The organism is Eubacterium sp. LMAG:50, from assembly GCF_008680265.1.
GTDB classification, from domain to species: Bacteria; Bacillota; Clostridia; order Lachnospirales; family Lachnospiraceae; genus Eubacterium_U; species Eubacterium_U album.
The window spans coordinates 178,862-198,686 of record NZ_NALP01000006.1 but is presented as its reverse complement, the minus strand read 5'-3'; the positions used below and the strand labels follow the sequence as shown (position 1 = coordinate 198,686).

The 19,825-nt window shown below is 30.4% G+C and carries 23 protein-coding genes; 22 read left to right on the top strand and 1 reads right to left on the bottom strand.

From position 1 onward, the window contains the following. Nucleotides 1–153: 153 nt before the first annotated feature. Nucleotides 154–1,203 carry a polysaccharide deacetylase family protein gene (locus CCC31_RS03740; protein WP_290849770.1) on the bottom strand — a complete coding sequence of 350 codons (1,050 nt, stop codon included), beginning with the start codon at nt 1,201–1,203 and terminating at the stop codon, nt 154–156. Between the two features lie 168 nt (nt 1,204–1,371). Here CCC31_RS03740 and CCC31_RS03735 point away from each other — a divergent pair, with 168 nt between their 5' ends. The 22 genes from CCC31_RS03735 (at nt 1,372) to glgA (ending at nt 19,742) form a co-directional block, all read left to right on the top strand. Next, nucleotides 1,372–2,217, top strand: coding sequence for an ATPase, T2SS/T4P/T4SS family (locus CCC31_RS03735; RefSeq protein ID WP_117910185.1), 846 nt, complete (start codon nt 1,372–1,374; stop codon nt 2,215–2,217). Next, nucleotides 2,208–2,732 carry a stage III sporulation protein AB gene (locus tag CCC31_RS03730; protein ID WP_260978781.1) on the top strand — a complete coding sequence of 175 codons (525 nt, stop codon included), beginning with the start codon at nt 2,208–2,210 and terminating at the stop codon, nt 2,730–2,732. The genes CCC31_RS03735 and CCC31_RS03730 overlap by 10 nt, the downstream gene beginning before the upstream one ends. 10 nt (nt 2,733–2,742) lie before the next feature. Continuing rightward, nucleotides 2,743–2,937, top strand: coding sequence for a stage III sporulation protein AC (gene spoIIIAC / locus CCC31_RS03725; protein ID WP_117910187.1), 195 nt, complete (start codon nt 2,743–2,745; stop codon nt 2,935–2,937). Continuing rightward, nucleotides 2,938–3,318: a SpoIIIAC/SpoIIIAD family protein gene (locus CCC31_RS03720; RefSeq protein ID WP_022089016.1), complete on the top strand. Its 381-nt coding sequence runs from the start codon at nt 2,938–2,940 to the stop codon at nt 3,316–3,318. Continuing rightward, nucleotides 3,315–4,439, top strand: coding sequence for a stage III sporulation protein AE (locus CCC31_RS03715; protein WP_290849766.1), 1,125 nt, complete (start codon nt 3,315–3,317; stop codon nt 4,437–4,439). The genes CCC31_RS03720 and CCC31_RS03715 overlap by 4 nt, the downstream gene beginning before the upstream one ends. 2 nt (nt 4,440–4,441) lie before the next feature. Further along, a complete protein-coding gene (locus tag CCC31_RS03710; RefSeq protein WP_022089018.1) occupies nt 4,442–4,747 on the top strand; it encodes a stage III sporulation protein AF in 306 nt (101 codons plus the stop codon). After that, a complete protein-coding gene (locus tag CCC31_RS03705; RefSeq protein ID WP_022089019.1) occupies nt 4,737–5,300 on the top strand; it encodes a stage III sporulation protein AG in 564 nt (187 codons plus the stop codon). The genes CCC31_RS03710 and CCC31_RS03705 overlap by 11 nt, the downstream gene beginning before the upstream one ends. An 11-nt stretch (nt 5,301–5,311) precedes the next feature. Further along, nucleotides 5,312–5,926, top strand: a complete 615-nt coding sequence (locus tag CCC31_RS03700) for a SpoIIIAH-like family protein (protein ID WP_158574484.1) — start codon at nt 5,312–5,314, stop codon at nt 5,924–5,926. An 82-nt stretch (nt 5,927–6,008) separates the two neighbouring features. Beyond that, nucleotides 6,009–6,380 carry an Asp23/Gls24 family envelope stress response protein gene (locus tag CCC31_RS03695; RefSeq protein WP_022089021.1) on the top strand — a complete coding sequence of 124 codons (372 nt, stop codon included), beginning with the start codon at nt 6,009–6,011 and terminating at the stop codon, nt 6,378–6,380. A gap of 142 nt (nt 6,381–6,522) precedes the next feature. Next, complete coding sequence (gene nusB / locus CCC31_RS03690) at nt 6,523–6,978, top strand: transcription antitermination factor NusB (protein WP_022089022.1); 456 nt, start codon at nt 6,523–6,525, stop codon at nt 6,976–6,978. 3 nt (nt 6,979–6,981) lie between these two features. Further along, nucleotides 6,982–8,187 carry an exodeoxyribonuclease VII large subunit gene (gene xseA / locus CCC31_RS03685; protein WP_199663671.1) on the top strand — a complete coding sequence of 402 codons (1,206 nt, stop codon included), beginning with the start codon at nt 6,982–6,984 and terminating at the stop codon, nt 8,185–8,187. Continuing rightward, nucleotides 8,188–8,388 carry an exodeoxyribonuclease VII small subunit gene (xseB, locus tag CCC31_RS03680; protein ID WP_022089024.1) on the top strand — a complete coding sequence of 67 codons (201 nt, stop codon included), beginning with the start codon at nt 8,188–8,190 and terminating at the stop codon, nt 8,386–8,388. It abuts the gene before it with no gap. After that, nucleotides 8,381–9,271, top strand: coding sequence for a polyprenyl synthetase family protein (locus CCC31_RS03675; protein ID WP_290849758.1), 891 nt, complete (start codon nt 8,381–8,383; stop codon nt 9,269–9,271). Before xseB ends, CCC31_RS03675 begins: the two co-directional genes overlap by 8 nt. 2 nt (nt 9,272–9,273) lie before the next feature. Next, nucleotides 9,274–11,145, top strand: a complete 1,872-nt coding sequence (gene dxs / locus CCC31_RS03670) for a 1-deoxy-D-xylulose-5-phosphate synthase (protein WP_290849756.1) — start codon at nt 9,274–9,276, stop codon at nt 11,143–11,145. Then, nucleotides 11,142–11,948: a TlyA family RNA methyltransferase gene (locus CCC31_RS03665; protein ID WP_022089027.1), complete on the top strand. Its 807-nt coding sequence runs from the start codon at nt 11,142–11,144 to the stop codon at nt 11,946–11,948. The genes dxs and CCC31_RS03665 overlap by 4 nt, the downstream gene beginning before the upstream one ends. A 15-nt stretch (nt 11,949–11,963) precedes the next feature. Then, nucleotides 11,964–12,824: an NAD(+)/NADH kinase gene (locus CCC31_RS03660; protein ID WP_022089028.1), complete on the top strand. Its 861-nt coding sequence runs from the start codon at nt 11,964–11,966 to the stop codon at nt 12,822–12,824. Continuing rightward, entirely contained in the window at nt 12,824–13,273 is a 450-nt protein-coding gene (gene argR / locus CCC31_RS03655) for an arginine repressor (protein ID WP_117910192.1), read from the top strand. The genes CCC31_RS03660 and argR overlap by 1 nt, the downstream gene beginning before the upstream one ends. A 49-nt stretch (nt 13,274–13,322) precedes the next feature. Beyond that, entirely contained in the window at nt 13,323–15,011 is a 1,689-nt protein-coding gene (gene recN, locus CCC31_RS03650; protein WP_290849753.1) for a DNA repair protein RecN, read from the top strand. A gap of 174 nt (nt 15,012–15,185) precedes the next feature. After that, complete coding sequence (gene spoIVB, locus CCC31_RS03645) at nt 15,186–16,337, top strand: SpoIVB peptidase (protein ID WP_290849751.1); 1,152 nt, start codon at nt 15,186–15,188, stop codon at nt 16,335–16,337. An 88-nt stretch (nt 16,338–16,425) separates the two neighbouring features. Beyond that, a complete protein-coding gene (locus CCC31_RS03640; RefSeq protein ID WP_290849749.1) occupies nt 16,426–17,181 on the top strand; it encodes an SseB family protein in 756 nt (251 codons plus the stop codon). 241 nt (nt 17,182–17,422) lie between these two features. After that, a complete protein-coding gene (gene spo0A, locus CCC31_RS03635) occupies nt 17,423–18,223 on the top strand; it encodes a sporulation transcription factor Spo0A (protein ID WP_022089033.1) in 801 nt (266 codons plus the stop codon). A gap of 76 nt (nt 18,224–18,299) precedes the next feature. After that, complete coding sequence (glgA, locus tag CCC31_RS03630; protein WP_118565130.1) at nt 18,300–19,742, top strand: glycogen synthase GlgA; 1,443 nt, start codon at nt 18,300–18,302, stop codon at nt 19,740–19,742. Nucleotides 19,743–19,825 lie beyond the last annotated feature (83 nt).

The following is a 19,825-nucleotide window of genomic DNA, read 5'->3' as shown; positions in this document are numbered from 1 at the left end:
ATTATAAAAATGCGTAGTGTAAATTAAGCACTACGCATTTTGTTAATTGTACGCCCTGCGACGCACGTTTCAAATCGTATAATATGAAACAATCGCTAGAGGGTACTTGTTTAGTTTAGAAAATATAACAAGATAAATGATGCAATATTTAATTTAATAGCAATTATAATACATTGTTCCAGGTTTTAAGTTCTTTTTATTTAATTTGAATAATTCACTGACAGTTACAAGTTCATAGCCTTTTTTGTTTAATTCAGGCAAAGCTTTAATGAATCCGTCTACAGATGTAGGATGTGAGTCGTGAAGAAGAATTATTTCTCCTTTGTCAGCGCTTTTAATAATTTCTTTATATACATAGTTAACATTTCTATTTTTCCAGTCCAGAGTATCTACAGACCAGTAAATCATAGGAACATCTGCAAGTTTTGATACAGTGTCATTAAAACTTCCATATGGAGGTCTTATAAGTGTAGGATAGATTCCGATTGCAGATTTAACCACAGATTTAGTTTTGTTAAATTCAGATTTAATATCTGATTCTGATAAACTGGTTAATTTAGCATGGTCATATGAATGACTTCCGATTTCATTTCCGTTGTTAAAAGATTCTTTTAAAACAGATTTTTTAGCAGTTACATACTGACCAACAACAAAAAATGTTGAATTATAATTATATTTTTTTAGCGAATCAACTAATTTTTTTGTGTATGGACTTGGACCGTCATCAAATGTTACAGCCATATATTTAAAATTTCCGACAACAACCTTGCATTTGGCTTTAACTTTTTTGGACTTAGACATACAGTAAACATATGTAGTGCCCTTTTTCTTTCCTGTAACAACGCCTTTTTTGTTGACTTTAGCAATAGATGGATTTTTGCTAACCCAGATTATGCCTTCTTTTTTCTTGTCAGTATAAAGTGCTTTAAGACTACGGGAATCCTTTTTGTTTAATCTTAAAACAGTTTTGTTAAGTGAAATCTTTTTTATCGTAGATTTAATTTTAGGCTTTTTCTTAACTATAGTAGCGTCTGTAGGTGTATTTGTAGTAGATGCTACAGTAGTGTCTGTAGTTGAAATAATCGTTGTTGATGTTTCAGGTATAACTGCAGAAGTAGTAATTTCCTCAGCCATTGTTATAGTGGAACATGCAAAAATTCCAAGTGCTGCTAAACATAATGTCTTTAATAACTTTTTTTTCATTAAAATCTCCATTCCATTGCAAGTAATAAATGTAATCCTAATAAACCAAATAAAGGATTATACTAATCAGATGCAAAAAATAAATTTATATATAACATAAATCCATTTTAAAGTCCAGATTAAAAAAAGTAAATAGCATAATTGTGGCATGTCCTCATATAATTCAATATGGGAAATGAAAGAAAGAATGTATTAGAGTATTTGCCACAAAAAATAGCCTCAGAAATAAAAAATAAAGTGCCTGATATAGAGCAAATATTGGAAATTAGAATAAGGGTAAATAAACCGATTTGCGTTAGGACAATAAAAAAAGAATATGTAATCGATGAAATTAAAATTGAAAATACAGATATGAATCGGATATTTAACATAATTACGGAATTCTCTACATACGCATATGAAAATTCAATAAAAAAAGGATTTATTACCGTAAAGGGTGGGCATCGAATTGGGATTTGTGGTGAAGCAGTTTATGAAAATAATGAAATTAAATATATAAATAATGTATCGTATTTAAATTTCAGGTCTGCAAAAGAAATTATTGGATGTGCAAACGATTTATATGAAAAATTATATAAAAATAACATATTTAAAAATACTTTAATTATATCAGAGCCCGGAAAAGGAAAAACAACATTACTTAGGGACATTATAAGGCTTTTAAGTGATAAAGGTAAGTTCAATATATCTGTAATTGATGAGCGAAGCGAAATTGCGGCAAGTTATAAAGGAATGACTACAAATGATTTGGGAATAAGAACAGATGTTATGACTGCATTTGAGAAAAAAGATGGAATAGTCATGGCAATACGTGCAATGGCTCCCGACATAATTGCTGTTGATGAGATTGGAAATAAAGAAGATATAGAAGGTTTATATTTTGCTAAGCAAAGTGGGGTTGGTGTTATTGCTACAGCACATGGTAGTAATGTAAATGAAAAAGTGACAAAATATAAGGATTTGTTTAAAAAATATATTTATATAGAAGAGATTGGAGAATATGAATGTATATAAAGTTTATTGGAGCAGCATTTTTAATTGTAGCGGGTTGCATGTCGGGCAAAGAGATTAGTTCGAATTATTTAAATCGACTAAGGCAGCTTGAGGAAATAAAGAAAACAATTATTTTTATTTGTGGAGAAATTAAATATAACAATTCGAATCTGGATTATGTTTTTACAAAAATATCCAAAAATTCCAAAGAATTTATAAAGGAGTTTTTGGAAAGTGTAGTTAAGGATTTGAATGGAAATACTGAAAGAGAAATAACAGATGTATGGTGCGAAAATGTAGAAAAAGAAATTAAGACGAAAACCAGTCTTGAAGCATCTGATTTAAATGATTTAAAGGATATGGGAAATTTGCTTGGAATAACGGACAAGGATACTCAGATAAATAATATGAATCTATATTTAGAAAAAATCCAATTGCAAATAGACAAGCTTGAAAAAGAAAAGGATGAGAAATGTAGACTTTATAAAACAGTAGCCACGATGTTTGGTTTACTTATTGTTATAACGATAATTTAATGGTGATGCTATGGATATAAGTATAATTTTTAAAATTGCTGCAGTTGGAATAATTGTTTCAGTAATAGGACAAATATTAAAACACAGCGGAAGGGAGGAACAGGCTTTTTTAACAAGTCTTGCAGGATTAATACTGGTTCTTATGTGGATAATTCCTTATATATATGAGCTTTTTAATACTATAAAAAACCTGTTCGAATTATAAATGTTTACCGTTGGAGTTTTAGGAATAATAATAGTTATTCTGGCCCTGCAGTTAAAAAATATTAAAAGTGAATATAGTGTTGTAATTATGATTGTCGGCTGTGTAATTATATTTTTTTATTCTATTTCAGGAATAATTAAAGTTGTTGAAATATTGAAAAAAATAATTAATGATACCGGCATAAATGACGAGCAAATTATAATTCTTCTCAAAATAATGGGAATATCTTACATTGCCGAGTTTGTATCAGATATTGCTAAAGATAGCGGATATAGCGCATTGTCAAATCAAATCCAAATTTATGGGAAAATTACAATTCTTGTAGTAAGTGTTCCAATATTAGAATCGTTAATTAATTGTATAAATGGGTTGCTGTTATGAAAAGAATAATATTAGTTTCAATAATTGTAGGAATAATTTGCTGTAAAAGCGTTTATGCAAATGAATTTGAATCAAATACATATATTACACTTGATGATTTCGATTTAAAAGAAACACAAAATGTTATGCAGAGTGAAAAGTATTCCATTGATATAGATGAACTGTTACAGGAAATTTCTAAGGGAAATGTAATGGCTGCGGTAAATATAATTATCGATAATGTAAGAGATAAATTGGAAAATCAGTTTAATGATATAAAACAGGTAATAATTACTATCATATTTACAACAGTATTTGCGGCATTGATTGTTAATTTCTCGTATTCATCATCTAAAAATGGCGTTAATGAAATGGCATTTTATGCTTGCTATGTTTTGCAGATTTCTACACTAATGTATATTTTTCAAATTGCAATGGAAATTGGAGAAAAACTTGTTTTGTTTATATTACAGCTTATGGGTGCAATAATTCCTACATATTTGCTGGCGGTTGGAATTACAAGTCAGGCAACAGCACTTGGTTTCAATAGTCTTATTATGACACTTATAGCAGTAATAGAGGCTGTCATACTGAATATTGTATTTCCTATGCTTAAAGTATATATGGCAATATCCATGGTTAATTCAATTTCAAAAGAAGATCTTTTGTCAGGTATGGCAGATTTGATAAAAAAAGCAATTAATTTTATTTATAAGATTATATTAGGGACAGTTACCGGACTTAATTTGATTCAAAGTCTGATTCTGCCGACAACAGATTTAGCAAAAAATAATATAGCAAAGAAAATTATTTCAAATGTACCGATAGTTGGAAATGGGACTGACGCAGTAGCACAGATAATATTGAGTTCAGTAGGAATAATAAAAAACAGTATCGGGGTTCTTGCAATAATATTGATTGTATTTGTGTGCATTGTTCCAATGGTGAAAATGACTGCATATTCAGCTGTAGTTCAGATAAGTGGTGCAGTATTACAACCAATTGCAGATAAAAGAATATTGAATTGTATTAAGCAGACAAGTGAAGTAATAAAACTATTAAACAGAGGAATAAGTGTTGTTGGCTTTTTATTTATTATTACAATTGCAATAATTTGTATTTCTACCGGCAATGGAGGATAAGGATGTTTGAAGAATTAGCAGGATATATAAAAGGGATAGTTTTTTTTAGTCTTTTTGCAAATCTGATTTTAGATTTTATGCCAAACATAAACTATAAAAAATACATAAAAGTTTTAATTGGAATATTACTTATAATAGTTATTCTAAAACCTATTTTAAATTTTGATTTTTTGTTAAATGAAATTAATGACAAAGTGGATGATGTTTCATTTGAATTAAATAATGATTTACAGGTTGATGAAAAAATAAATGAAATGGAAACAAAAATTTATGAAAGAATTCTAGAAGGAGAGAACTTTGAAAGATGATTTATTTTCGCAGTTGTATGAAAATATAAAAAAAATAGGACTTACAAAATGGATAATGCTTGGAATAGCAGGAGTATTATTGATTGCAAGTTCTTATTTAAAAAAAGATGAAGTAAATGAAAATAAAGCAAGGTATAGTCAGTATGAAGAAAAAAATACATTTAATCAGAAATACGAATATAAAGATGAGATTGAAAAAGAAGTTGAAGAACTTGTTAAAAACATAAAGGGGGTGAATAAGGCAAAAGTGATGATTACTTTAAAATCATCAGAAGAAAGAATCGTTAAAGAAGACAATGAAGTTGTTGTTGAAAATGATGAAAGGGAAACAAACAAAACGGGCAAAGAAAGTAAAAAAAACAACACAGTAATAGTAGATGGAGAGAATGGAGAACAGCCATATGTAGTCAAAGAATTATATCCGCAGGTTGAAGGTGTGGCAGTGTGTATCAAAGGAAATTTTGATAGTGAAATAAAAAATAATATTATTAGTATAATTCAGGCATTATTTGATATTGAATCACATAAAATATCGGTAACAGAAATGAAATGATAGGAGGAATCATGAAAAAAATATTTAAAAAGAATCAGATAATAGTAACAGTTTTGGCAATACTAATTGTAATTGCAGGATACCTTAAGTATACGGATGCAAATTTTAATAACAAAAACAAAGAAGTTACAAATGAAATATATGAGTCTACATATGGAACTGATGACATATTAAGTAATGGAGAAATTGCAAGCCTCGATGAAAATGAAACAGGTGAAGCAGTGGAAGAAACAACACTTCAGCCGGGAGAAGCTGTAATGACCAGTTCGAAGCTTACGGATTTTATCATTCAGGCACGTATAGACAGAGAACAAATCCGCTCAAAAAACAAAGAAACATTATTAAAAGTTATAAATGACGAAACAGTAAGTGAAAAAGAAAAAACAAGTGCAGTAGAAGCAATGGTTGAGATTACTAAAAGTAGTGAGTTGGAAAATACAATAGAAACATTGCTTGAGGCAAAAGGCTTTTCAAATGTAATTGTAACGGTTTCGGATAACCAGGTAGATGTAATTATAGATGAACAGGAAATAACAGACCAGAAGAGGGCACAAATAGAGGAAACGATTAAAAGAAAAACAGATATTAGCGCAGATAAAATTGTAATAACCCCTGCGCATAAGTAAGTAAATTAAGTTGTAAAAATACTGCCGCAATGATATACTTATACGTGACAAGCACAAAGATGAAATAATTAGGAGGCTTTAAATGGAAGAAAAGAGAACTACTTATACTATATATGAAGGTGGAGAAGTTGGAGAAGTTGAAATCAATGATGATGTAATCGCAGTGATTGCAGCTGTTGCAGCAATGGAAGTTGAAGGAGTAGCTTCGATGGCAGGCAATATAACAGCTGATATAGTTGCTAAACTTGGAATGAAGAAACTTTCAAAGGGAGTAAAGGTTACAGTATCAGAAAACAGCATGGTTATCGACTTATCATTAAACCTGGAATATGGAACAAATATTTTAGAAGCTTCTAAAGCAGTTCAGAGTAAGGTTAAAAGCTCTGTAGAGAATATGACAGGATTGAATGTCGATGTAGTCAATGTCAACATCGCAAGTGTAGAAGTAAAATAATAATACCTTAAAAGCGGGTGTCATTTATGACACCCTTTTTTGGGATATAGATTGATGATTGTATGACATGATATGATTTATATAGATATACTAGTTGGGTTATGAAAATATTCGCTTAGTAATTAAAACTTAGGAGGCAGATATGAATAGAACGGAAATAAGAGAAAACACATTTAAATTACTTTTTTGTAAAGAATTTCATAGTAAAGAAGAAATGGGAGAACAATATAAACTTTATATGGAATCTTTAGAAGATGAAGAAAGAGAAAAGACTAATAAGATTATTAGTGAAGATAGTGTAGAAGAATTAATTCCATTTGAAGATAAAGAATATATAGTAGAGAGAGTTAACAAAATAATTGATGCAATTCCTGAAATTGATAAAGCAATTGATGAAGTCGCAGTAGGTTGGAAGACTGACAGAATGGGAAAAGTTGAATTGTCTATATTAAGACTTGCATATTATGAAATGGCTATGGATGATGAAGTTCCGGGAAAAGTTGCAGTTGATCAGGCTGTTATATTAGCAAAGAAATATGGAAGTGATAATGCACCTGCATTTATTAATGGAATTTTAGCTAAGTTATTTCAGGAGTAAATAATGAAATCAGTATATTCAGTATCTCAGGTAAACTCTTACATTAAAAATATGTTTACTCAGGATTTTGTTTTGAACAGTATATATATAAAAGGTGAAGTAAGTAATTGTAAATATCATACGTCAGGTCATATTTATTTTTCGCTAAAAGATAAAGGTGGTGTTATTTCCGGTGTAATGTTTGCAGGTAACAGAGGCGGACTTAATTTTACATTAAAAGAAGGACAAGATGTTATTGTTCTTGGAAGTGTTTCAGTATATGAAAAAAGTGGATCATATCAGGTATATGCAAAACAGATAATGCTAGATGGAGCAGGACAACTTTATCAGAAATACGAAGAATTAAAGAAAGAATTAGAAGAAATGGGCATGTTTGACATTATGTACAAACAGCCTATTCCTAAATATGCCACAAAAATCGGAATATGCACAGCAAGTACAGGAGCAGCTATTCAGGATATAAGAAATATATCTTCAAGACGTAATCCATATGTTCAATTATATTTATATCCGGCAATCGTACAAGGCGAGAATGCAGTTGCAAGCATTGTACAAGGACTTAGGTATTTAGATGAAATGGACATGGATGTTATAATTGTAGGACGTGGTGGTGGTTCTATAGAAGATTTATGGGCGTTTAATGAAGAAGCAGTTGCAAGAACAATTTTTAATATGAAAACGCCGGTAATATCAGCTGTTGGGCATGAAACAGATACTACAATAGCTGATTATGTAGCTGATTTGCGAGCACCAACACCATCAGCAGCTGCAGAATTAGCTGTTTTTGATTACAATGAATTTAAAAATAAGTTATTCCAATATAAAAGAACTCTTGAAAATAAACTTGAAAGAGAAATTCAAAAGAATAGAATTTTAGTTAAAAATTATGAGGCAAGAGTAAATTATGCAAGTCCTAAAAATCAACTGTTAACAAAGAAACAATACGTAGATGAACTTTTTACTAAAATGGAGAATTTATTTAAAAATAAATTAACAAATGATAAACATACTTTGGGAATTTTAGCAGAACGTTTAAATGGTTTATCACCATTAAATAAATTATCTAATGGATATGCGTATATAACTGATGATAATTTGCATACTATTACTTCTGTCGGACAGATTGATGTAGGAGAAAAGGTATTGTTAAATCTTAAAGATGGAAAAGTAACAAGTGTCGTAGAAAAAATTGAAAAAGGGAGTTTATAAATGAGTAAGGCAAGTACAATCGAAGAAAATTTTACTAAACTCGAAGAAATAATTGAAAAAATGGAGTCAGAAGATGTTACATTAGAAACATCTTTTGATTTATATTCAAAAGGATTAAAATTAATAAAAGACTGTAATGATAAGATAGATAAAGTTGAAAAGGAAATGAAAGTGATTGAAGGTGGTAGTGAAGATGAATAATTATGCTGAACAGAAAAAAACTGAAATTTCCAAAATTGAAGATATTATTAAACAGTATTGCCCTAAAGAAGAAGGACTTCAGAAAATAATTTTTGAAGCAATGAATTATAGTGTTGAAGCTGGAGGAAAGCGCCTTCGTCCAATGCTTATTTTAGAATCATGCAGACTATTTGGTGGAAATGATGAAGAAGCGTATCCGTTTATGGCTGCAATGGAAATGATTCATACATATTCATTGGTGCATGATGATCTTCCGGCAATGGATAATGACGAATACAGACGTGGAAAAAAGACAACACATATAGCGTTTGGTGAGGATATGGCTATTTTAGCAGGAGATGCCTTGTTAAATTATGCTTTTGAAATTATGTCTGAAGCTGTTGTTAACAGCAAGCAGCCTGAAAAAATGGCAAAAGCCATGAGCACAATCGCTAAAAAAGCAGGTGTTTATGGGATGATTGGCGGACAGACAGTAGATGTTTTAAATGAAGAAAGACCTATGGATATAGATACTATTAATTTTATATATAAGTTGAAAACTTCAGCTTTAATAGAGGCGTCTATGATGACAGGTGCAATACTTGGAAATGCAACCGATGATGATATCAAAAAAATGGAACAGATTGCAAGAAATGTGGGACTTGCATTCCAGATTCAGGATGATATTTTAGACGTTACAAGTACAACTGAAGAATTAGGAAAACCGGTTCTTAGCGATGAGAAGAATCACAAAACAACTTATGTGACTTTAATGGGAATTGATAACGCAAAGAAAAAAGTTGAAGATTATTCTAATGATGCATTAAATTTATTAGATGAATTAAATTATAAAAACGAGTTCTTGAATAATCTTATTAATGAATTGATAAACAGAAAGAAATAGATATGAGCAAATATGTATACTTAGATGAAATAAACAATATAAATGATATAAAAAAGATACCACACGATAAGTATCCGGTTTTGGCTCAGGAGATAAGAAATTTTCTTGTAGAAAATGTAAGTAAGACAGGTGGACATTTAGCTTCTAATTTAGGAGTAGTAGAGTTGACGATGGCATTGCATCTTGTTTTAAATCTTCCTAAGGATAAGATAGTGTGGGATGTAGGACATCAGGCATATACACATAAAATTCTTACGGGCAGAAAAGATGATTTTACTACATTAAGATGCTTTGAAGGGTTAAGTGGATTTCCAAAGAGAAATGAAAGTGAAGCGGATTCATTTGATACAGGACATAGTTCGACATCAATTTCAGCTGCATTAGGAATTGCAACAGCAAATAAATTAAATGGTAATGATGACAAGGTAGTAGCTGTAATCGGAGACGGTGCACTTACAGGTGGACTTGCTTTTGAGGCTTTAAATAATGTTGCTGCATTAAAAAGAAATTTTGTTATTGTTTTAAATGACAATAATATGTCTATAGCTGAAAATGTAGGTGGAATGTCAAAATACTTAAATAAAATACGAGTTGGCGAACATTATAATGAATTTAAAGTTGACGTTGAACATTTACTTAAAGGTATTCCAAAAATTGGTGATAATTTAAGTGCCGGAGTAAAAAGGGTTAAGGATAACTTTAAACAGTTCTTTGTACATGCCAAATTTTTTGACGATATGGGTGTAACTTATATAGGACCTGTAGATGGACATAATATAGATGAACTAATTAGAATTACAGAGGATGCATTAAAAATTGAACATCCTGTATTAATTCATGTACTTACCAAAAAAGGAAAAGGCTATTTGCCGGCAGAAAATAATCCTACTAAATTTCATGGAATTGATTCATTTGATGTTAAAACAGGTGAAAAAATTAATGAGAGCAATGTAAAAACATATACAGATATATTTTCAGATAAGATATTAGAATTAGGCAATGAAAATAAAAATATAGTTGCAATAACTGCTGCAATGCCGGATGGAACAGGCTTGAAAAAATTTGGTGATAAGTATCCGGATAAATTTTTTGATGTAGGAATAGCAGAAGAACATGCTGTTACTTTTGCAGCCGGTTTAGCAGCAAATGGCAAGAAACCGTTTATATCAATTTATTCATCGTTTTATCAAAGGGCATATGATCAGATAATACATGATGTATGTTTGCAAAACTTACCGGTTACATTCATTATCGACAGAGCAGGGTTGGTTGGAAAAGACGGTGAAACTCATCAGGGAATATTTGATATATCATTTTTCTCAAATATTCCTAACATGACCATAATTGCTCCTAAAAATGGAAGAGAATTAGAAAAAGCATTGGAATTTGCTCAAAAATATAATGGACCGATAGCAATTAGATTTTCGAGAGGTAAAGCAAGTAATGTATTTGAAAATTTGAATAATGAACTTGTTATGGGCAAAAGCGAAACGTTAATAGAAGGAAAACACGTTGCAATAATTGCGGTTGGAAATATTATTGAAGAAACGTATAATGCAGTAAAGAGTCTTAATGATAAAGGATGTAATCCAACTCTCATTAATGCACTATTTTTAAAACCGTTTGATAAAGAAATGATAGATTCTGTAGCTAAAAAATATAAATATATAGTTACTATAGAAGAAGGAATAAGACATGGTGGTTATGGCGAAGCAGTTATATCTTATATGGCTGACAAAAACTATAAAAATGATGTTATGAATTTAGCTATAGAGGATGAATTTGTAGAGCAGGGAACTGTAGAAGAATTGAGAAAAAAATTGCAGTTAGATGCAGACAGTATATGTGAAAGGATTTTAAATTTCATAAAATGAAAGAAAGATTAGATGTTTTATTAGTTAAAAGAGGTTTAGCAGAATCAAGAGAAAAGGCAAAGGCAATTATAATGAGTGGAATTGTTTTTGTCGATAATGAAAGAGAAGATAAAGCCGGTACATTTTTTAAAGATACAGTTAATATTGAAGTTCGTGGTAAAACATTGAAATATGTTAGCCGTGGAGGACTTAAACTTGAAAAAGCAATGGACAAGTTTGGAGTTACTTTAGATAAAAAAATATGTATGGATGTAGGGGCTTCTACAGGTGGCTTTACAGACTGCATGCTTCAAAATGGGGCTGTAAAAGTTTATTCTGTTGATGTTGGACATGGTCAGCTTGCATGGAAACTTGTTCAGGATGAAAGAGTTGTATGCATGGATAAAACAAATATCAGATATGTTACAAGAGATGATATAGATGATGTTATAGAATTTGCATCGATAGATGTATCATTTATATCTTTGACAAAAGTTTTACTTCCTGTAAGAGAGCTTTTAACTGATGATGGTGAAATAGTATGTTTAATAAAGCCTCAGTTTGAAGCAGGAAGAGAAAAAGTAGGGAAAAAAGGTGTTGTTCGAGATAAAAATGTACATATCGAAGTAATAAATAATGTAATAGAGTATGCAAAAAGTATTAATTTTAAAATTTTAAATTTAGATTTTTCCCCTGTAAAAGGACCGGAAGGTAATATTGAATATTTATTGTATTTAAAGAAAAAATTAAATGAAAATGAAGAAGATGTCGAAATTACCGTTAAAGATGTAGTTGAAAATTCCCATAAGGAATTGGACAAATAAATTTGGAGTAAATAAATGAAAAATTTTTGCATAATTACAAATAATAATAAAGATAAAGATTATGTTTTATCAAAAAAAATCGAAGGCTTTATTACTGAAAAAGGCGGAACGTGCTTTATTTCTGAAAATTCAGATTTAACAGATGAAAAATACAATTACACAAATCCGGATAAGATGCCTGAAAATCTTGAGTGTGTCATTACAATTGGTGGTGATGGAACGCTTTTACAGGCAGCACAGGATTTGATGTCAAAAGATATTGTGTTTTTGGGGATTAATAAAGGAACTTTAGGTTTTTTAGCAGAAGTCAGTGTTGAAGATATAGAAGATGCATTATATAGATTGCTTATGGATGATTTTAAAATTGAATCACGAATGATGTTGAAGGGAACAATAATAAGAAATGATAAAGAAATATATTCAGCATCTGTATTAAATGATATTGTAATTCATAGAGGTGCAGACATTAGAATTTCTGATTTTTATGTTCATGTAAATAATCAGTTACTTGGTAAATTTCAGGCTGATGGCATAATTTTATCAACACCTACAGGGTCTACGGCTTATAATTTATCGGCAGGAGGACCTATTGCAAGACCTAATTCAAATTTAATTATTCTTACACCAATTTGTGCTCACTCAATAGGACAGAGAAGTATAGTGTTATCAGATGAAGATAAGATAGAAGTTACAATAGGTACATGTAAGAACCCCAAAGGAGAATTTAGAAGAATTTCTTTTGACGGAGATAATATAGTTGAGGTTGAATCAGGAGATGTTATAGCAATTGAAAAGTCACAGGTTTCAACAAAATTAGTGAAGCTTGATGATAGCAGTTTTTTACAGACAGTAAAGAAAAAAATGGGAGATAAATAGTGAAAGTTCAAAGACAGCGAAAAATTGTAGAGTTAATAACTGAAAAAGACATTGAAACACAGGAAGAATTGGCAAAATGTCTTGTTGATGAGGGTTATGCCGTAACGCAGGCAACTGTTTCAAGAGATATAAGAGAACTTAACCTTACTAAGGTATCTATTAATGGTGGAAAACAAAAATATGTATTACCTCACAGTAAAAACATGACTATTAACAGCAAATATATAAGGGTTTTAAAAGATGGAATACTTTCCATGACATGTGCAGGAAATCTTCTGGTAGTACGAACTGTTGCAGGGATGGCAATGGCTGTAGCTGCTGCTATTGATGCAATTAATATGAAGGAAGTTGCAGGATGTATTGCTGGAGATGATACAATTATGTGTGCGATAAGAGATGCACACGATACTGAAAATGTAAAAAAACATTTAGAAAGTTTTATTATATAATGGCTAATTAACCTGTGAATTTGGAGAGATGTGCAGGCTAGGAGGAAATATGTTACTTAATTTACATGTAAAAAATTTAGCATTAATAAAAGAAGTTGATGTTGATTTTACAAATGGTCTTGTAGTTTTGACAGGGGAAACCGGAGCAGGAAAATCGTTAATTCTTGGTTCAGTGAATATTGCTTTAGGTAAAAAAGTTGAAAAAGACATTATTAGAAAAGGTGCAGAATATGCACTTGTTGAATTAACGTTTTGCATTGATTCAAGATTGAAAGAAAAGTTAGAACAATACGATGTTTATCCGGAAGATGAAAATATAATAGTGGTTTCCAGAAAAATAACCTATGGTAGAAGTGTGTCTAAAATAAATGGAGAAATTGTTAGCCTTACAACTTTAAAAAATGTAATGGATTTACTAATAGACATACATGGCCAGCATGATCATCAGTCTTTACTTTATAAAAACACTCATCTTCAGATTTTAGATAAATATGCAGGTGAAGAGGTAAAAGAACTAAAAAATACTATTTCCGACAAATACAGTCAATATATTGAAATTAAAAAAGAATTAGACAAATTCGATATGGACGAAACAAAAAGGCTTAGAGAATGTGAATTTGCCGAATTTGAAATTAATGAAATTGAAGCAGCCAATTTAAGTTTAGGTGAAGATGATGAAGTAGAAAATGAGTTTAAAAAATTATCAGGTTCTGAAAAGATTATGTCTTCGCTTTCGGATGCATATCAGATTATGGGATATGAAGGTAATCAGGGTGTGTGTGAGTGTATAAGTCGTGTTGGATATGATTTATCGGAAATATCAGATATAGATTCTAAATTATCGGATTTACAAAAACAGATATATGATATAGATGATATGTGCAAAGGACTTGCCAGAGAAATATCAGATTATATAGATGAAGTAAATTATGAGCCTCAAAGAGTTGCTGAAGTTGAAGAAAGATTGAATCTTATTAATCATTTAAAATTAAAATATGGACAGTCAATTGAAAAAATATTAGCTTATAAAGGTGAAAAGCAGGCATATTTGGATAGTTTAAATAATTATAATTTGATGAGAGAAGAGACAAAAACAAAATTAGATAAAGAGATGAGCGAGTTAGTTGTATTATGTGATAAACTTTCATCTCTTCGTAAAAAATATGCTATAAAACTTGAAGAAACGGTTGTTAAGGCTCTTGAAGATTTGAATTTTTTATCTGTTAAATTTAAAATTAATGTATCGAAAAAAGAAAATGTATCAGCTAATGGACAGGACGAAGTTGAATTTTTAATTTCTACAAATCCAGGAGAAGAAGTAAAATCTTTAGCAAAGGTCGCTTCCGGAGGTGAGTTGTCAAGAATAATGCTTGCTATTAAATCAATACTTGCCGGTGAAGATGAAATTGATACAATGATTTTTGACGAAATTGATACAGGAATTAGTGGAAAAACTGCACAGATGGTAGCGGATAAATTGATGGGTATAAGTAAGGAACATCAGGTTATTTGTATTTCGCATTTGGCTCAGATTGCGGCTATGGCAGATTCACATTATCTAATTGAAAAAAATACTGATGATGAGTCAACTGAAACGAATATATATAGATTATCAAGAGAAGATTCGATAAAAGAGCTGGTAAGAATTAGCAGTGGAGGAGAAATTACCGAGACAGCTATAAAACATGCTACAGAAATGAAAGAAATGGCAGAACGTGCAAAATTAGGTCAGTTTTAAAGTTATATTACTACATAAACTAAGAAGGAATAAAATATTCCTTCTTTTTTTATTTGTGTAAATAATAATAAAGTATATTTTATGCTGAATTGGTGTATATCACAAAAAATAATCAGAAAGTAACAAATAAAGGCTTTCTTATATTTGTTAAAAAGAAGGAGAATAGGAGGATAAATGAGTATGAAACAAATAAATAAAAATACACGTAGAGCTAAAATTTATAAAAGATATCTGATAGTTTCCATAATTATAGGGTCGATTATGGTGTTTGTAACAGGTAAAGAATATATAGAAAAAAATATTCCTAAGGAATTTACGGCAGCTTACAATTCTTCAAAAGATTACGATAGTGGAATTAATTATGAGTATGATGTAAAAAGTGCCAGCGCTCAGATAAATGGAAGTGATACTAAAATATATGCATGTGGAATGCCTGTAGGTCTATATCTTCACACAGATGGAATAATGATTATAGATTATGCAGGTTTTGAAAGCATAGATGGCAACAAGGTTACACCATTGAAAAATAAAGTAAAAAAAGGCGATTATATTGTAAAAGTAAATGGAAAAAAAGTAGATTCAAAACAGGAAGTAATTGATTTAGTCGAAAAAAGCAATGGGGAAACAATAGAACTTACTATAAAAAGAAATGATGAAGAAATAACAGAAAAAGTAAAACCTGTGAAGAACAAAAATGGAATATACAAAATTGGACTTTGGGTTAGAGACGATACACAGGGATTAGGAACTATTACTTTTGTTACTTCAAATGGAATTTTTGGGGCATTAGGACACGGCATAAGTGATTTAGATACAGGAGATATGGTTACTTCATTTTCAGGAAATCTTTATTATGCAAATATATGGGGGATTAAAAAAGGAAAAATAGGAGAACCGGGAGGATTTTGTGGAAGCATAGATTATAACGAAGAAAATAAGGTTGGTACAATTACAAAAAATTGTGAAACAGGATTGTTTGGCAATGTTGATTTAAATAAAATTGATGTAGAAAAATTTAAAGAGGTTTCAGTTGCTAAAACAGATGAAGTAAAATGTGGAAAAGCAAAAATTATAATTTATAAGGATGGTAGATATAACGAGTATGATATTAATATTAATAGAGTTAGAAAGAGGGCAAATCAGAACAAAAATCTCGTGATTGAGGTTGTAGACAAGAAACTTTTAAGTAAAACAAATGGCATAATTCAGGGGATGAGTGGAGCACCAATTATTCAGAACGATAAACTAATAGGTGCGGTTACTCATGTGCTTATAAATGACCCACATCAAGGGTATGGAAGCCTTATAAGTAACATGATTCAATAATTTCATTAAATAAAAAACATTTTTTTAATATAAATTGTCATAAATATGGTATAATTATTCATAAGTATAAATTACAAAGGAGAGACAAATGGCTTCAAGACGATCAGAAAATATTAGTGAAATGAGTAATTTTGAAATAATTAAGGAAATGGAGGACTTGTTAAAGAAGTATAACAGAAAAACTGATAAGGCAATTTACAAAAAAAGCATTGTTAAATTATTACAGAGTGCAGAAGTAATATTAGCTGCAGATGTTGATTTTAAGAAAGCCCAATCAGATGGGGAATTTTTAGAAAAAGTAATTCTGAAAACAGATGTAGTTAAAGATTCTGAAAGAAAAAGAATGTTACCTATATTTACTTCTTTTGATCAAATACCGGATGATTATGCAGAACACTTTTCATTGATAAGAGTTCAGTCAAGAGTATGTTATAATCTTATGAATGAAAGAGATGACATCGATGGATTGGTTATAAATCCGTTTACAAAATCAATGCCATTAATAAAGAAAGTTGATGATAATCCGATAAGAAAAACAGAAGTTAAGGCTGAAATTGATGACTTTGTTTTAGTACACAATGGCGAAAGATATGTAGTTAATAAATGGCCGTTTACTATTGGTAGAGTGGGAACGGATATTGAAATTAATGAATCATATATTTCCAAAATTCACACTATTTTAGTATATAAGGATGGAAAATATATTATTGCTGACAACGATTCAACTAATGGAACTAAGGTAAATGGAATCTTACTTAAACCAAAGGTACCTGTTGTATTACACAGTGGATATAAAATACTTATTGCTGATGAAGAGGAATTTGAAGTCTATATAAACGAATAAAGTTTTTGACTTTTGTAAACCTGTTTCGACATTTTGTTTATCGTTTATTGACATAAATAATCGTTATATAAAAATTAAATCCAGATATGTAAACCACAATGTCATATACTGTCGAATATTGCGATTTGTTTAAGTTGAATCGCGTTTAATAACTAATTATAATTTATCTTGTTGAATGAACAGATAATTCGTGGCGCTGTGATTAAGTCATTCTAAACAATAATGTATTAGGAGAATATATATGGATAAGATTAGGGTAGCAATAGTAGATGATAACGATAAAATGGTTGAAATGATGGATGAGTATTTAGGCTCAGATGATGAAATAAATGTAATTGGCAGAGCAAAAAATGGAGAAGAAGCATTTGATTTGATTAAGGGGACCAGTCCTGATGTAGTATTACTTGATTTGATTATGCCTAAAATGGACGGTCTTTCTTTGATGGATAAGATACATAAAGACGGAACTATGATAAGGATGCCTTTTTTTATAATAACTTCTGCAATAAGCAATGAAGCGGTTATTCAGGATTCATTTAATTATGGAGCGGGATATTATATGTTAAAGCCTTTTGAAATGGATATGATTGTAGACAGGGTAAAAAGTGCAAAAGGAATTAACGGGAAAAAAATTCCAGAAAATAAAAAGATAATTGCTCCACTTGAAGATATGCAGAAATTTATGGAGAGAAATATTGAAAGCGACGTTACTAATATTATTCATGATGTTGGAGTTCCAGCGCATATTAAAGGGTATCAGTATTTGAGGGAAGCAATTATAATGTCCGTTAACGATAATGAAATGTTAAATTCCATAACAAAAATTCTTTACCCATCAATTGCAAAGAAATTCCAGACTACACCAAGTAGAGTTGAAAGAGCAATAAGACATGCCATTGAAGTTGCATGGAACAGAGGAAAAATGGATACAATTGATGAATTGTTCGGATATACAATAAATGCAGAAAAAGGTAAACCGACAAATTCAGAATTTATAGCATTAATTGCTGATAAGATAAGAATTGAATATAAATGTAGATAGTTGTACTTTAAAATAGTCACAAAATACTATATACTAGATAATAAGAGAAAATCTATATGTACAGGAGGTTCTAGATATGAAGAAAATATTATTTGCGGCATCGGAATCTGTACCCTTCATTAAGACTGGCGGGCTTGCAGATGTAGTAGGTTCGTTACCTAAGTGGTTTGATAAAAAAGAATATGATGTACGTGTTATTATTCCAAAATATATGTGCATTGATGAAAAATGGAAAAGCAAAATGCAGTATGTAGACCATTTTTATATGGACTTATGTTGGAGACGTCAATACGTCGGAATTTTGCAGATGGAACTTGATGGAGTAACATATTACTTTATTGATAATGAATATTATTTCTCAGGACCAAAGCCATATGGAGATGTAAGATATGACCTCGAAAAATTTGCATTTTTCTCAAGAGCAGTATTGTCAGCACTTCCTGTTATTGGATTTAGACCTGATATTATACATTGTCATGACTGGCATACAGGACTTATACCTGTATATCTCAAAGATAGTTTTGCGTATAGCGAGTTCTATCAAGGCATTAAGTCAATTATGACAATACATAACTTGAAATTCCAAGGTGTTTGGGATATTAACACAATTAAAGATATTGCAGGACTATCAGATTATTATTTCACATCGGATAAATTAAAAGACTATGATAATGGTAATTATTTAAAGGGTGGAATAGTATATGCGGACTGGGTTACAACAGTAAGTGATACATATGCAGAAGAAATAAAGATGCCTTTCTATGGCGAAGGATTAGACGGCTTGCTTAGAGCAAGGTCTAATTGCCTGTCAGGTATTGTTAACGGTATAGATTATGATGAATATAATCCGGAAACAGATGAGAATATAGCAAAGAATTACAGTGTAGCTAATTTCAGAAAAGAAAAAGTAAAGAATAAAGTTGCTTTACAAAAAGAATTAGGATTAGAAGTAGACCCTAAGAAGATGATGATTGGTTTAGTAAGCCGTTTGACAGATCAGAAAGGTTTGGATTTAGTTGCATACATAATGGATGAACTTTGTTCAGATGCAATTCAGTTTGTTGTTCTTGGAACAGGTGAAGACCGTTACGAAAATATGTTCAGACATTTTGATTGGAAATACGGACAGTCAGTTTCAGCAAATATTTACTATTCTGAAGCAATGTCTCATAAAATATACGCAGCATGTGATGCGTTCCTTATGCCTTCATTATTTGAACCATGTGGATTAAGTCAGTTAATGAGTTTAAGATATGGAACAGTACCTATTGTAAGAGAAACAGGTGGATTAAAAGATACTGTTGAACCATATAATGAATTTGAGGGAACAGGAACAGGATTTTCATTTGCAAATTACAATGCTCATGAGATGTTAGGAACAATAAGATATGCTGAAAAAGTATTCTATGATAAAAAGAGAGATTGGAATAAGATTGTAGAAAGAGGAATGAAAGTCGATTTCTCATGGAAAACTTCAGCGGAAAAGTATAAGAATTTATATGACAATTTAATAGGATAATATATTCAAAAAAGTTTTAAACGATATTAATGAATATATATGATATAGAAGGAAAGATTGCTTATGCAGTCTTTTCTTTTTTT